This is a genomic window from Acinetobacter sp. Marseille-Q1618 (assembly GCF_902809855.1).
In the GTDB taxonomy this organism is placed as follows: Bacteria; Pseudomonadota; Gammaproteobacteria; order Pseudomonadales; family Moraxellaceae; genus Acinetobacter.
The window spans coordinates 1,026,927-1,042,765 of the sequence record NZ_CADDWJ010000001.1; the positions used below are offsets into that span (position 1 = coordinate 1,026,927).

Annotated in this window: 13 protein-coding genes; 3 read left to right on the forward strand and 10 right to left on the reverse strand. The window is 38.0% G+C overall.

Features of this window, described 5'->3' with window-relative positions; genetic code table 11:
* Positions 1-73 precede the first annotated feature (73 nt).
* From HUS24_RS04825 to HUS24_RS04850, 6 genes are all read right to left on the reverse strand, one after another.
* Positions 74-1,789: a putative 2-aminoethylphosphonate ABC transporter permease subunit gene (locus tag HUS24_RS04825; RefSeq protein ID WP_173910949.1), complete on the reverse strand. Its 1,716-nt coding sequence runs from the start codon at positions 1,787-1,789 to the stop codon at positions 74-76.
* Positions 1,783-2,994: an ABC transporter ATP-binding protein gene (locus HUS24_RS04830; protein WP_173910950.1), complete on the reverse strand. Its 1,212-nt coding sequence runs from the start codon at positions 2,992-2,994 to the stop codon at positions 1,783-1,785. Before HUS24_RS04830 ends, HUS24_RS04825 begins: the two co-directional genes overlap by 7 nt.
* A gap of 87 nt (positions 2,995-3,081) precedes the next feature.
* On the reverse strand, positions 3,082-4,125 hold the full coding sequence (locus tag HUS24_RS04835) for a putative 2-aminoethylphosphonate ABC transporter substrate-binding protein (protein ID WP_173910951.1): 1,044 nt from the start codon (positions 4,123-4,125) through the stop codon (positions 3,082-3,084).
* A gap of 104 nt (positions 4,126-4,229) precedes the next feature.
* Complete coding sequence (locus HUS24_RS04840) at positions 4,230-4,961, reverse strand: UTRA domain-containing protein (RefSeq protein ID WP_254433802.1); 732 nt, start codon at positions 4,959-4,961, stop codon at positions 4,230-4,232.
* A 114-nt stretch (positions 4,962-5,075) separates the two neighbouring features.
* Positions 5,076-5,576: a hypothetical protein gene (locus HUS24_RS04845; protein ID WP_173910953.1), complete on the reverse strand. Its 501-nt coding sequence runs from the start codon at positions 5,574-5,576 to the stop codon at positions 5,076-5,078.
* Between the two features lie 104 nt (positions 5,577-5,680).
* A complete protein-coding gene (locus HUS24_RS04850; protein ID WP_173910954.1) occupies positions 5,681-6,220 on the reverse strand; it encodes a hypothetical protein in 540 nt (179 codons plus the stop codon).
* Between the two features lie 277 nt (positions 6,221-6,497).
* On the opposite strand from HUS24_RS04850, the gene HUS24_RS04855 reads away from it, so the two are divergent.
* The 3 genes from HUS24_RS04855 to HUS24_RS04865 all read left to right on the forward strand — a co-directional run bounded on the left by HUS24_RS04855 (position 6,498) and on the right by HUS24_RS04865 (position 10,402).
* Complete coding sequence (locus tag HUS24_RS04855; RefSeq protein WP_173910955.1) at positions 6,498-7,658, forward strand: cupin domain-containing protein; 1,161 nt, start codon at positions 6,498-6,500, stop codon at positions 7,656-7,658.
* A gap of 66 nt (positions 7,659-7,724) precedes the next feature.
* Positions 7,725-8,588 (forward strand): SAM-dependent methyltransferase TehB, encoded by an 864-nt coding sequence (gene tehB, locus HUS24_RS04860; protein ID WP_173910956.1) that lies wholly within the window; start codon positions 7,725-7,727, stop codon positions 8,586-8,588.
* A gap of 143 nt (positions 8,589-8,731) precedes the next feature.
* Complete coding sequence (locus HUS24_RS04865) at positions 8,732-10,402, forward strand: FMN-binding glutamate synthase family protein (RefSeq protein WP_173910957.1); 1,671 nt, start codon at positions 8,732-8,734, stop codon at positions 10,400-10,402.
* A gap of 71 nt (positions 10,403-10,473) precedes the next feature.
* Here the strand turns inward: HUS24_RS04865 and HUS24_RS04870 are convergent, their stop codons facing one another.
* The 4 genes from HUS24_RS04870 to feaR form a co-directional block, all read right to left on the reverse strand.
* Positions 10,474-11,406 carry a transporter gene (locus HUS24_RS04870; protein ID WP_173910958.1) on the reverse strand — a complete coding sequence of 311 codons (933 nt, stop codon included), beginning with the start codon at positions 11,404-11,406 and terminating at the stop codon, positions 10,474-10,476.
* Between the two features lie 93 nt (positions 11,407-11,499).
* Positions 11,500-12,987, reverse strand: coding sequence for an aldehyde dehydrogenase family protein (locus HUS24_RS04875; protein ID WP_173910959.1), 1,488 nt, complete (start codon positions 12,985-12,987; stop codon positions 11,500-11,502).
* A gap of 75 nt (positions 12,988-13,062) precedes the next feature.
* Complete coding sequence (locus tag HUS24_RS04880; protein ID WP_173910960.1) at positions 13,063-14,670, reverse strand: GMC family oxidoreductase; 1,608 nt, start codon at positions 14,668-14,670, stop codon at positions 13,063-13,065.
* A gap of 146 nt (positions 14,671-14,816) precedes the next feature.
* The gene (feaR, locus tag HUS24_RS04885; protein ID WP_173910961.1) at positions 14,817-15,725 is read right to left on the reverse strand and encodes a transcriptional regulator FeaR; all 909 of its coding nucleotides are present in this window, start codon (positions 15,723-15,725) and stop codon (positions 14,817-14,819) included.
* Positions 15,726-15,839: the final 114 nt, after the last annotated feature.

Below are 15,839 nucleotides of genomic sequence, written 5' to 3' on the forward strand. Positions count from 1 at the left end.
ATCCCAGCGCCTAAAGCAAGCGTTTAATTTAAGTATCTGAGTTAATTAAAAAGAATATTGAATGATCAGTCTCTTATGAAGAGCTTTGCTCACGCCAACGTTGTGTTGATGCCATCATTTTACGAGTCAGTAACCAATGCAATAATTTGACTGCGCATGAAGTGAGTAAAATCAAAATACTCATCGCCACTGCTGCTACAGTATCGCCCGCATCATCCATATTCAGCACCGCCACCGATGCCAAATTGGTATCTGGTGAGTAGAGAAAAATTGCAGCTGAAACCGTGGTCATGGCATTGACAAATAAATACACCGACACATCACACAGCGCAGGGAAGGTTAAAGGTAAATAGACTTTACGAAACATTGTCCAATGTGATGTTCCTAAACTTTGTGCTGCATGATCGAGTTGATTCGGAATCTGCTGAATCGCATGGGTCAAGGTCAAATGCGGTACAGTGTAATAATGAATAATGGTTGAAATCACCAACAACGTCATCGTACCGTACAGCACAGACATTGGATTTTGCGGTGTATTAAAGAACAAGATATACGCAATACCCAATACTAGGCCAGGAACAGCCAAAGGCAGCAATACCAAGACTTGTACATAATTTTTCAGTAAAGGATGTGCTTTAAAACGTGCGCTAAATAAAGCAATGATAAAGATCAAGATCGTACCAAAAATCGTGCTGAACAATGCCAATTTGATCGAGTTAAAATAACTTGCCCAACCACCACCATCGACATAATCAAAACGATAATGATTTAAGGTCAGTGATAAATCATAAGGCCAATAGCGAATAAATGAAGCAAGAATCGCAGTAACAATAATCAGTAAAATTCCGCCTGAAATCACACCACAAAACACAGTTAATGCTTTTTCAATGCGTGGATTGCTACGTACACGATAAGGTTGAATTTGAAAATTTTGATAACGTTCCTGACGACGGCTTTGGTAACGATCAAAAATAAATGCCAACAGTGCAGGACACAATAACAGAATCGAAATTACTGCACCCATATTCATATTCTGCTGACCAATGATCTGCTTATATACATCCAATGCCATCATATTGAATGAGCCACCGATCACTTTAGGAATCCCAAAATCGGTAATCACATAGGTAAATGCCACCAGACACGCACTGACCAAACCATAACGAATCGCAGGAAAAGTCACCGCCCAATGGGTTTGTAAGGTATTTTTCCCTAAGGCATGTGCAGCTTCAATCAAGCGTTGATCAATATGGCGAAATGCACCCATCATCAACATCACTATGGCAGGAAATAACCAAAAACAATAACTGATTAAAATGCCAAGTGGCCCATAAATCTCCACCTCGCCCATAATGCCTCTAAACACACCTTGCTGACCGAACAAATACACCAATGCCAATGAAGGCAAAATCGAAGGTGCAAGGATCGGTAAAAATGCTACCGTTTTAAAGAAGGCTTTGCCTCGAATATTGCAATTGGTCAAAGCAAATGCATAGACACTAGCCAAGCTGACCGTGATCAGCATCGCAGTGATGGCAATCCATATCGAGTTAAAAATCGATGAAATCAAAGCAGGATTGGAAAAATAAGCGACAAAATTATCCAAACCAACAAATTGATGCTGTTCATTTAAAAATGCACTTTGCATCAGTACAATTAAGGGCGCGATCAAACTCAAAGTTAATAAAATCGCTGCGATAAATAACACCGCACTTGAACGCAATGAATAACGAGAGCGACGCGCTGTCTGCCCTTTTAATAAAGCATCTGCGACGGGTTGATTTAACATCTCGCATGCCCTCGTGAATCAAACACATGCAAGGCACGAATCGGCACTTGCAGATACATTTCATCTTGAACAATCGCCAGATACTGATGATCAACATCGACTTGCAATATGTTCTCTTCTGCCTGAGCTTGCTTTGAATTTACATTTTGATTTTTAATTACACAAAATAAACGGCGTTTTGCACCCAAAAACTCAGTATTCACAATACGTACTGCTAAATTTAAATATTCATTCGACTGTTCATCTTGTGCCACAAGTTTGACATTTTCAGGGCGAAAAGCGATTTCAAAATGTTCAGCTTGAGTAAATGTTAAATGTGGAAAATCAATAAAAGTTTGCTCATCTATTTTCAAATGATGTGAATCTACTGCCACCGCCTGCATAAAATTCATCGAACCGATAAACTGCGCCACGAAACGTGTTTGTGGTTTGTAGTAAATATTATGAGGCGTATCAAGTTGCTCAATCACGCCTTTATTCATCACTGCGACACGATCAGAAATGCTCAATGCTTCTTCCTGATCATGCGTCACCATGATCGCAGGCAGATTCAGTTGACGTTGAATCGTACGAATTTTTTGGCGTAGGTTTAAACGTACCAAAGCATCCAATGCTGACAAAGGCTCATCCAACAATAAAACATCAGGATTGGGTGCAATGGCACGAGCTAAAGCGACACGCTGTTGCTGACCGCCAGACAATTGATTGGGATACTTTTCAGCAATGTTGGGCAACTCAATTAAATGCAATAATTCATTGATACGAAATTTAATTTCCTCTGTAGACCAGTGTTTTTTATGCAAACCGAATGCAATATTTTCCGCCACAGTTAAGTTTGGAAAGAGCGCATAGTTTTGAAACACGATGCCACATTTACGCTTTGCAGTATTGAAATGAGTAATATCCACATCTTGCTTCACCACCTTGCCATAATCAGGCTGTTCAAGCCCTGCAATGATGCGTAGCAAAGTGGTTTTACCACAACCCGATGGACCTAAAAAACTGACAAATTCACCTGCTTTTAGATCTAGGTTAATGTGTTCCAATACCCGACTTGATCCAAATGATTTTTGAATATCAATCGCTTCAAGTACGGTTTTGGATTCGGACATTTTAAATGTTCTTAACGTTGAGAGCAGATGCCCTGCCGAATTTGGCATGCTTTGCCCTGTCCTACTATTTTGTAAATGTGCTGGGATTTGCATATTGCACCTAATTTTAAATATTGAGTTTTTAATACTTAATTTTGACTAACTATTTTTTGCATCATTGCTTTTATGTCAATGCTGCAATTATTTTTCAAATTGTGCTGACCATTGTTTGAGGATGGATTCACGTTGCTCAGCCGCCCAATAAAAATCATTTTTGACTAACTGCTGAGCTAGATTTTTCGGGAAGTCTGCATTTTTACTTTGGACATTTTGATGTGCCACCATTGAGAAGTTTTGTGCATAGGCTTCATTGGCAGCTTGACTCACTGTCCAATCAATAAACTTTTCTGCGCTACTCAGTTTTTTTGTACCTTTGACAATCGCTGAGGCTTCCATTTCCCAACCTAAACCTTCTTTGGGGTAGACAATTTCTAAAGGTGCGCCACGAGATTTGAGTTTAAAACCAGGATAACCAAACGAGATACCAATGACCGTTTCGCCTTGCGCTGCCATCTTGCAAGGCTTCGAGCCTGAATGTACATATTGAGCAATATTTTTATCGAGTGCCTGCATGTATTGCCAAGCTTGCTTTTCACCAAAAATCTGCATCCATGCCGTCACATCCAAATAACCTGTACCACTCGAGGCAGGATTTGGCATCACGATTAAGTCTTTATAGATCGGTTTTGTCAGGTCTTGCCATGTTTGCGGAATCGGTAATTTTTTCTTAGCAAGCTCAACCGTATTAACACAAACAGCCGACTCCCAAGCGGTCATCCCTGTCCATGTTGGGATGTCTTTTTGACTATAAAAATCAGTTTTTAGTTGTTCAACATTTTTAGGACGATAAGGCTGCAATAAGTCATTTTTTTCCATGACCAGCAAACTGGTCAACGCAAGTCCCATCACCACATCGGCTTGTGGATTTTTTTGTTCTGCTAATAATTTTGCGGTGATCACACCTGTTGAATCACGCACCCATTTTACTTTTAATTCAGGATGTGCTTTGCGTAATTCCCATTGATAACGCTTGAGTTGATCCGCCTCAACGGCAGTATAAACGGTGATTTGCTCGACATCATTCGAGCTTGAAGAGGTAGTACATGCTGTACTGACACAAGCCAATAAAACACTTGTACCAATAGCAAGTAATTTTTTTTGCTGCTGTTTTAGATACGGGCTCATTATGACATTCCTAACGAATGCTGCTTCTTGATAACCTGTATTTCAACAAAAGTTTGTGACAGTTTAATTAATCTGGTTTAAACCAGATTAATTATTTTAAACTCTTATTCTGACGCTTCAAAATGCAAATCGAGTACATCATGCAACCAATATTCTTGGTCAACATCGGTTATTACACCATTTTGATCACAGTTAGTACGACAAATATATAAGCCCATACTGCCCACATTTACATGCAAGGCTTTGGCTTGTTGCTCTGACAATGCAGTGGGATAAAGGTTGATATGCGCGCGGGTTAATTGGCGTTGATAATGCTGCGCCATCAGTGTGGTCATTGAACCTTCTAAATCTTGCTCTAAAAAATTTACAAATAAACTTGCATTGACATGCAAATGTTCCACCACTGCTGGACGACCATTAATGCTACGACGTCGCCAAATCGAATAAATCTCTTCACCAACGGTGACTTTTAAATGTGCTGCATCCCAAGCCGTTGCCTGTACCACTTCAGCAGAAAGCAGTTCCGTACTCGGTACACCGCCTTGTTCCGTCACATATTGATTAAAACTTTTTGTAGATTGCGGACGATAAATAATACGTGGCGCACGCACAAACCAGCCCCGCCGATCTAAACGATAGATTAATCCGTCCATTTCCAAAGCTAAAAGTGCTTCTCGCACTGCTACACGTGTGGTTGCAAACTGCTCTAATAACACACGTTCAGAAGCGAGTTTGGTATTGGCACTCCATTGCCCAGACTCAATTTCATGGGCAATGGCATCTCGGATGGCAATATATTTAGGAATACGTGAAGACGTGGTTTCGCGAACAGGCATAAACATTTATTTTGTGAAAATTTGTTCTAATATACTCAAATATCATGTCCAAGCGATGAATTTTTTAAAATATCGGTTAAAACACACTTGTTACTGTTGCACAGTCAATCTGGTTTAATACACACTCATACTTAAATTCGTATCTTGAGCAAAGTGCTGATTAAACGCATCTGCAATTTGCTGTAATTGCGATTCATCTTGTGATGGCACAACCAACCAATATGGATTTTCTCGAAAAACAACCAGTAATGACAATTGCTTTTGTGCAGCGAAAGTTTTAATTTGATCAAATAAAATTTCTTCAATTTTTTCCTCAATTTCAAAACGAGCTTCATAATCCTCAAGTTGATCTTCGTCTAAACTGTCAAATAATTCATCCACAGTTTCTTCAATCGCTTGATTTAAAGCTTCTGTATCCACTTGTTTTTGTTGAAATATCGTGCTTTCATCAATCCCATTATCATAATATTCTTTGATTTCAACATATTGAATAAAAGAGTGTTCTTGATTTAGCCAATCACAAAAAATACTAAATTCGTTTAAATCTTCAGGTAAAGTTTGCTGTTTAAGTTCAGGAAAAATATCCTGAAAAATCGCATAAATATTTTTTGTCATGGTGTTTAGTCTATTGTTGTAAAAGTCAGTCAATAATTAACCAGATTCATATTTTAAATGTGGTTTAATTTTGTAAGTATTTAATGTCATTAAATATTAATCAATTAAGTTGAACGGCTACAAACATACTGCTCATAATGTTCAATCATGACATTTTGATCTTTAAACTGTTTGTTAAATGACTTACAAAATTTTTCAATCTTTGCTTCATCATTTGGCACCAATAACCAATAATAATCTTCGGCATAAATCAATAAAAGTTCAAATTGAATGGGTTGTGCCACAGTTAAAATTTCTTCTAAAACAATATCTAAGATTTGATCATTCACATTATAATAACGCCCAATCACCGCTTTATGTTGTTCATAATGCGCTAAAATTGGCGCAGCTTTGGCTTCAATATTACTTTTTAATACAGCAAGATCGATCTGAAAATCTTGAAAAATGGTCGACTTTTCCATTTGATTTTCAAAAAAGCAATCAGGCTGCATTTTCATCATATAAAACTGATCGGCAAAACTTGCCTCTTTCATCCATTGCAAAAAGTTTTCAAAATTTTGTCGATGTTTTTTCTTTGGAATATCTTCATTTTTTAATAAAGGAAACCAATGCTGAAGGATTTTATAAATTTTTTTATCGTCCATATTTAGCTGACCTGTTCTTGTTCGCAACCGTAATCTAATCTATTTACTTTGAACTAAGATGACACCCCGCTTTAATTTTGTAGACTTTTGGTTTTTTTGTTCAATAATCAATAAAGTGTTGTATTTTCAAACTTAAAAAACAGAAATCTAAGTAGATAGCCAATTTATGCATTTTAATAGCATCCGATTTACAGCTTAATTCGACAAAGACTTGCGCCTTGCTGAATCACATACGACAATAAGCTATATTTGATTTAAACTTGCTTAGGCTATTTTCATGTCACACCCTTTAGACGTTTTAGGCGAAATCACCGCAGAACAATTTCTCTGTGAATATTGGCAAAAAAAACCACTCCTTGTGCGTAACGCTCTCCCTGAAATTGCCAATATTTTAGTTCCTGACGATGTAATGGAGCTAGCACTGGATGAAAATGTCACAGCACGTTTGATCAAACAAAAAGACAAAGACCCAAACCAATGGACAGTAAAAAACTCGCCTTTGATCAAGGGTGATTTCCAAAAAATGCCAAAATTGTGGACACTTTTGGTACAAGCAGTAGACCACTACTCTTTTGATTTAGCTGAACTTTGGAAAAAATTTCCATTTATTCCACAATGGCGTCGTGATGACATCATGGTGTCTTATGCACCACAAGGCGGATCAGTTGGAAAACATTTTGATTTTTATGATGTTTTTTTAGTACAAGGCTATGGGAAACGTCGTTGGCAACTCGGTCAAATGTGTGATGCTGAGTCTGAATTTGTTGAAGGTCAGCCTCTTAAATTATTGCCTGAGATGGATGTTTATTTTGATGAAGTTTTAGCCCCAGGCGATTTACTCTATGTTCCACCAGGACTGTCGCATTATGGTGCTGCTGAAGATGATTGTTTAACCTTCTCGTTTGGCTTTCGTATGCCAAACGTGCCTGACATGATGGATCGTGTCTGCGACAAGTTTTCAGAAAATGAAGCTTTAAAAAATCCATTACACGATATTATTCGTGATCAAGCTTCTCGTGCAGGTGAAGTCACTGAGAATGAACTCAGCTATTTAAAAGCAGAAATTTTCAAACAAATGCAAAACTCGATGGTACTCGATGATGCCATTATGAGTTTAATGTCTGAGTCGAAATATCCTGAAAATATTCCTGAGGCTGAGGAAATTGGTACAGGTGATTTAGAAGATGCCTTAGATCAGGGTTATTTGCTGCAACTTGAACCTGCTTCACGTTTGCTTTATTCAGATCAAGATCAACAGGTGCTATTTTGGGCAAATGGTGAAGGGCTTTGTATTTCCGAACAATTTACGCCTTTTTTGCAAAAAATCGCAGATGGTCAAGCCATTCCGCTCAATTTAGACTTGGCAGATGAAGAGATTTTAGAAGACGTGGTTATGCTGTTAAATGAATCTATTTTGATGCTTGTACCAACAGAATAATAACCCTATATTCTAAGAAGTCTAGGATCAATCTTAGGCTTCTTTTTAGCTTAATAGGGGCAAAATATGAATGACTTACGTTGTTATCAACAATTACCCATTTGGCATCATGACACTCTTCCAGAAGGCTTTAAAAAACAACATAATACTAAAGAAAATACGTGGGCAAAATTAAATATATTAAATGGCAATCTAGACTTTGCAATGCTCAGTGAACAAGGTGAAATCTTGTCTGAACATCAATTTAGCGTAGAACACCAACCGCCTTTTATCGCACCACAAGCATGGCATAAAATTGTATCGACCAGTGATGATATTGAATGTCAACTCAGTTTTTATTGTGAACCTCAATTTTACTTTACTAAAAAATATCAATTAACAGCCACCCATTCAGAAATTTTAGCCGCAGCTCCCTCAATTCCAGTCGGAAAAGCCTTAGATGTTGGATGTGGTACAGGACGAAATAGCCTTTATTTAAATCAACTTGGATTTGAAGTTGATGCTTTTGATGTCAATCCAATGAGCATTCAAAAGTTAAACGATATTATTCAAGCGGAAAAATTAACGAATATTCATACTGAAATTCGGGATTTAAATGCAGACCAACAGATTACGGGAAATTATGATTTTATATTTTCGACCGTAGTCATGATGTTTTTACAACCTGAAACGATTCCAGCCCTGATTCAAAATATGCAAAATGCAACCCGTTCAGGCGGTTTTAATCTCATTGTCTGTGCGATGGATACTGAAGATTATCCTGTATTGCCAAATTTCCCTTTTAGTTTTAAACCCAATGAATTACGAGAATATTATCAAGATTGGGAAATCTTAAAATATAATGAAAATGTCGGTGAATTACACCGCAAGGATGAACAAGGCAATCGAATTAAACAGCGTTTCGCAACTTTGTGGGCAAAAAAACCATAATTTGATCATTGATTTAATGATTTTTAGAAAGATTCTAAGCTTATGAATTAGAATCTTTCTTATTTCTAACAATTCGACACTTGAGAATATTCTATAAAATTGGCAACTTAGCGATATAATATTCAGTTGGACAAACTATTCATATGGCAAGCCCTGCTCAAGCGATCAGAAGTAAATTTTTTAATACTTTTTTTTCTCGATATTCCGTTTGGTTTCTTTGTTTATTTATTGCGCTTTATCTGACATGGACGATTTTCCTGCATGAATCGCATTATATTTATTACTTTTTTTCGGACACTGTGCTGCATATCACTTGGGTGATCAGTATTATTCTGAGTGTGGTCGGTTTTTATGACATTTTACAACGCAAACATGCCATTCTAAGAAATTACCCAATCATGGGGCATTTTCGTTTTTTCTTTGAAAGTTTTCGACCTGAAATTCGTCAATATTTCATCGAATCCGATGAAGATGCACTGCCATTTTCACGTTCTCAACGCAGTTTAGTTTATCAACGTGCCAAGAATGAAAATGCTGATAAACCTTTTGGTTCGATTATTGACGTTTACCAAGATGATTATCGCTTCTTAAATCATTCACTCGCACCATGCACACCTGCCGATCATAATAGTTTCCGTATCAATATTGGCAATGAGCAATGTAGCCAGCCTTATAGTGCCTCGATTATGAATATTTCTGCGATGAGTTTTGGAAGTTTAAGTGCCAATGCCATTCGTGCTTTAAACAAGGGCGCAAAGATGGGAAGTTTTTACCATGACACAGGTGAAGGCAGCCTAAGCCCTTATCATCTTGAATATGGTGGAGATATTGTTTGGGAACTTGGTAGTGGTTATTTTGGTTGTCGCACCTTAGATGGAAAGTTTGATCCTGATAAATTCCAACAACAAGCTGCCAATCCTGTAATTAAAATGATTGAAATTAAGCTTTCACAAGGTGCTAAGCCCGGTCATGGCGGTATTTTACCTAAAAATAAAATCAGTGAAGAGATCGCTCAAATTCGTGGTATTTCTCGTGACCATGACTGTGTTTCGCCAGCTTCACATTCGGCATTTAGCACACCGATTGAAATGATGCATTTCATTCAAAAGTTACGTGATCTTTCAGGTGGTAAACCGGTTGGTTTTAAGCTCTGTATCGGGCAGCCGTGGCAGTTTATGAGTATTGTAAAAGCCATGCTCAGCACAAAAATTTATCCTGATTTTATTGTGGTGGATGGTTCTGAGGGTGGTACAGGTGCAGCGCCAATTGAACTGATTGACCACATGGGTACACCATTACGTGAAGGTTTGTTGTTTGTACATAATACACTGGTTGGGGCGGGTATCCGAGATAAAGTTAAGATCGGAGCAAGTGGTAAAATTATCAGTGCGTTTGATATTGCCAGCACTATGGCGATGGGCGCAGACTGGGTTAATTCGGCACGTGGCTTTATGTTTGCAGTTGGTTGTATCCAAGCACAAAGTTGTCATACTAACCAATGTCCTGTTGGTGTTGCAACCCAAGACAAAGAGCGTCAAAAAGCCTTAGATGTTCCCTCTAAATCAGAGCGAGTTTTTCATTTTCAACAAAATACCTTAAAAGCTTTGGCTGAAATGATCGCTGCAGCAGGGTTACAACATCCTATACAGATCAAACCCCATCATTTAGCACAACGCATCAATGACCGTGAAATCAAAAACTATGCACAATTGTATTTTTGGATGAAACAAGGTGAATTATTAAATTGTGAAGAGAAAGATCAAGAAAACTTTTATTTTAGAATGTGGAACTTAGCCACTGCTGAAAAGTTCTAATGTTGTGTTTTTTATTTTAAATCAATCAGAACAGCATATTTTAAATATGCTGTTCTAGTTTTAATTCATTATTAATGAAAATGATGAATGTAACGGAAAATTACACTGTCCCCTTGTGGGCGATTTTCAGCATCTTGCTCAAAATAAGCATTTAAAGCCAGATGATCATGTTGATCGAAACTATACATTGCACCTGGTCCTATCGCCCAAACTTGCTCCTTACGCCCCTCCACATCCTCACCATTTACTTGCGTATCGGTGATTTGCTTGAGCCAGTAACCATTTAAGCCTAAACGAAGTTGTGGTGAAACCGCATAACTAGTTGCGAAGTTAGCATGAACTGCCTGCCCTGCTTGGATATCATCCGCATCACCAAAACTATAATTTGGATCATCATTTTTAAAATTATATAAATAATGGATACGGGTAGAGGCTGTCCATTTTGGATTGAACCAATAGGTCGCAGACCAATATGGATCTAAAGAAACAGCATTGGCACTTGGGTTTATGTCTTTATTTCGATCATATTTGCCAGTAGGTACATTCACCTGAAATTCAATACGATGTGAAAATTTAGGACCATTTTCGCCCATGATTGGATCAAATTGGATAAACGGTCCAATCATTATATCGCCCATGCCCCGCTGTGACTTAATGGCTTGATTATTTAAACCATCATCCACATCCATATGTCCCAACACAGGAATTAATAAATTCAAACCAATATTGCCACCTGCAACTTTTACATCGGATAAGTAACTGATTTGTTGCACGATAGATTGATAATCAATTTCTGATTTTGGTAAAGCGACTTTGTCCCCATTTGCATCACGGATGCTATCTGCACTGTAATTTTGGAAATAGGTTTGCGCATACCAGCCTGTTCCTGCGGGTACAGCACCATCAACAAAACTCGACATCCCTAAGTTAACGGTAGGTAAATCACTTGCAAAGATTTGGGCTGAGCTACAGATCAACGCCAGCGATAAAATTTTCTTATTCATGACAATATCCTTATTGTTTTGGATGAGTTTAGCTGAGGAGAAGCCACTCCTTATGGCATCTCCTTGATTTTGTTTTAAATTAAAATTGTGAAATTAGTAACGAATCATCACAGATTTAACTTCGGTATAGTCTTCGATAAAGGCATCTGAGAACTCACGTCCAACACCCGAAGCTTTTACACCACCGAATGGAACTGCAGGGTCTAAGAATGTATGCATATTGATCCAGATCGATCCCGCTTCGATTTGTGGAATTAAACGCAATGCTTTAGATAAATCATTGGTCCATAAACTCGCAGTTAAACCAAAACGAGAATGATTCATCATTTCGATCAACTCTTGATCCGTTTCAAATGGAATCACATCGACCACTGGGCCAAATGTTTCTTCGATGAATAAGGGATCATCAACACCGCTGACTTTTAAAAGCGTTGGTTCAACAAAATATCCTGTACCTTCCAGTGCTTTACCGCCTGTAATCACTTGATTATTTTGTTGTGCGATATCTAAATAATGCTTCACTTTTTCAAAGTGTGGTTTATTTGATAGAGGACCAAACATACTTGATTCATCTAATGGTGAACCAATTTTTAACTGTTGCACCGCAGCAGATACTTTGCTGACCAATTCGTCATATTTTGACTGATGTACAAAGAAACGTTCTGGTGCTGCACAAACTTGCCCTTGGTGTACAAAAGTTGCTTGTAACAATGTTGGTAAAATTTCATCAATATTGGCATCAGCAAGAATCGCAGCCGCATTTTTGCCGCCAAGCTCCAAGCTTACACGGGTTAGATCACTTGCCATGGCTTGTTTACCAATCGCAATCCCCGTTGGAACTGAACCTGTAAACGATACTTTTTTCACCAATGGTGAATTAATCAAATGCTGACCTGTATCTCCCTTACCAGTGACAACGTTAATTACACCTTTAGGGATACCTGCTTCAATTGCCAATTCAGCCAAACGCAATAATGACAAAGTCGTAAATTCACTTGGTTTAACCACAATCGTACAACCTGTGGTTAATGCTGAACCGATTTTCCATACACCGATCATCAATGAGAAATTCCACGGCACAATCCCTGCAACTACACCAATTGGTTGACGCATGGTATAAGCCGTATATTTTTCACCATTTGCAGATGGGATTGAGGGCTGCATGGTTTGACCATTGATTTTTGTTGCCCAGCCTGCGAAGTATCGTAGGAATATAACAGTTTGAGCCACTTCCAAATGACGCGAAATATTGATCAGCTTACCTGTGGTCAATGTTTCTAATTGCGCCAACTCTTCAGCGTGCGCTTCAACTAAATCAGCTAATTTATTTAACTTAAGACCACGTTCATAAGGAGAAGTATTTGCCCACGCATTTAAAAAAGCATCATGTGAATTTTTAACAGCTTTTTCTACATCGTTTTGGTTTCCCACCGCAATCGTTGAAACCACTTGTTCCGTTGCAGGGTTATATAACTCGATACGCTCTACAGCTTCTGCTGCAACATTTTCACCATCAATAAAATGCCCATGTTGGCGAGCAATAAATTGTTGAACACTTTCTAAAATTTGTACTTCACTCATCACATTTTCCTCATTTAAATTCTATTTAGGATTGACGTAACACTCTAAATTGTCACATCATAGATTCGCTGTAACTTATGCAGCACCATTTAAAATAAAATCAGAACCACGTTCACCAATCATGATGGCAATGGCATTGGTATTGCCACTCGGGACTTGTGGACAAATAGAACAATCAATCACTCTCAAGTTATTAAAACCATGTACTTTTAAACTTTGATCTGTCACTGAGTCTTGTGCTGAGTCGCCCATTTTGCAGGTTCCCGCAGGATGATAAACCGTCTTAATATTTTGACGCATCCATTTATTGATACCTTCAATATCATCAGGTTCTACATTTGCAGGTTCAATGACTTCTTTTACAACAGCTTGTAACGCAGGTTGTTTAAGTAGACGTAAACCTGCTTGTACGGCACGAATGTTGGCATCAATATCATCTTGATGTCCTAAGAAGTTAGGATCAACGATTGGCATTTCTTTCGGATCAGTACTTTTCAAACGAATCGTACCACGTGCTTTGGGTTGTAAATGTCCAACTTTAATGGTTAAGCCATGTTGTTCTGCTTCAGCCTTTTCGCCTGGAGTATTATCAAAGTTATCCAACACAGGTAAGAAGTGGAATTGCACATCTGGACGACCAAAATTATGTGTATCGATAAAACCAGCACCTTCCAAAATATTACTGGTCAATAAACCTGAACGTGTAAAGTACCATTGCAAGCCATTTTTAATGGCTTTAAAACCTTTGTCATTACCGATCAAACTATTGTTAGTCGTTACCGTTGCATTCACCGACATATGTAAATGGTCATGTAAATTATCACCAACTGGCAAATCTTTTTTACATGCAATACCAATGGATTCTAAATGTGCTTTTGGCCCAATGCCTGACAACATCAACACTTTCGGACTACCAATAGCACCTGCACTGACCACCACTTCTTTACGTGCTTTAACTGTAACAGGTGCAGCACCTTTGACACTAAAAGTAACGCCAGTTGCTGTTTGACCTTCAGTTTCGACTTTATGTACTAAAGCTTCAGTAAGTACCGTAATATTTGGACTATCAATTACAGATTTTAAATAGGTTTTTGAGGTACTTGCACGTTCACCATTTTTGGTTGTGGTCTGATAGAAACCGACACCATCTTGATCCCAGCCATTGATGTCATTGACATATTTCATACCCATTTCTTGACCAGCACGGATACATGCCAAAGTTAATGGATGACGGTAACGGTTTTCGCTGACGGGTAGAATCCCTTTTTGACCATGAAACTCATCGCCAAGACTTTCGTTATTTTCAGCTTTTTTGAAAAATGGCAGCACATCTTGGTATGACCATTTTGTGCAGCCCCATTCTGAAGCCCATAAATCATAGTCATGACGCTGACCACGACAATAGATCATGCCATTCACAGAACTTCCGCCACCTAAGACTTTACCTTGCGCTAAAATCATTTCGCGGTTATTACAATGCTGTTGTGGCACAGTCATATAAGGCCAAGATTTTTGTTGAAACACTTTAATCACTGTCGCAGGAATCGTGTGGAAGATGCTGCTATCCTTTTCACCAGCTTCCAACACCAATACTGTTCCTGCCTTTGCTTCAAGTAAACGTGCTGCAACCACACAGCCAGCAGAACCCGCGCCAATGATGATGTAATCGTATTCAGTCTTCATATTTTTTCTCTACTAAAACAAGTCCTTTAGTAGGATTTCATCATTATTTCGTGCTGATTACTTGTTCAAAAATGACATTGACCCTGTGTAAAACTGACATTTATTTTATAAATATCATTGCAAAATAGATCATTTAAAATGATGGCTTAAACTTGAGCTCGAAACGCTTTCGGTGAGATGCCCACCGTTTTTCTAAATAATTTTGAAAAATGTGCGCTATCGCCAAAGCCCCATTTCAAAGCGATATCGGTGATAGAAACATCTTTGTTTTTATTGTCTTTCAACTCATATTGCACTTTTTCCAAACGTCTCATTTGGATATATTTATGTACTGACTGCTGCTCGTTTTCAAAAAGACGATATAAATGCCGTAATGAAATACCCAAATGATCGGCAATCATCTGTGCAGTTAAATTTGTCTGTGATAAATTTTCTAAAATATATCGCTCTGCTTTACGCTTTTGATGATCTATATTTTCAATATTCTTATAATTGATCGTGGGCTTAATCAAAGCAATCAAGGCGTCTTCAAAGGCATTGCCATCTTCTTCGGCATACCACAGCTCAATATTTTCTGGTGATAAATTTTGCAACATACATTTGAGTAAATGACCACTCATATTTGCAGTCATTAATTTTCCAAAATACTCTGTTGTAATGCCTTGATTAAAAACTTTTTCACGAGAAAGATGTACCGAAATATGACTGAACAATCCTTGTGGATGCATTTCAATGGTTTCATCAGGATCAAGCAATACGATATCACCTTCGTTAAGATGAATATCTTGCCCTTGATAAGCAATACGCATTTTTCCAGTATATTGCAGGATTAAAAAACAAAACCGATCTTTTACTCGGTCTGGAATGCCTTTTTTTCGAATTAAATAAGTGGCATTACTACGAATAAAAGCAATCTCTGTTTCGCCCAATAAAAAAGATTTGACCTCTCCGATAAAAAGATTGCTTTGCTTATCAAAAGCCGTCTCAAAATCCCCACATACATTTTGGATACTTTCAGTCCATTGCATCATTTCATTGTTTTGATCGTGTGGCATATCCTGATCCTTCGGATGAATCGTTTAAATATTGACGAAAATACCCAACGCAATATCGTTCAATGATTAAATTTGTGCTTCAAATTAAATTAGCATAACTGTAATTTTTTTTCG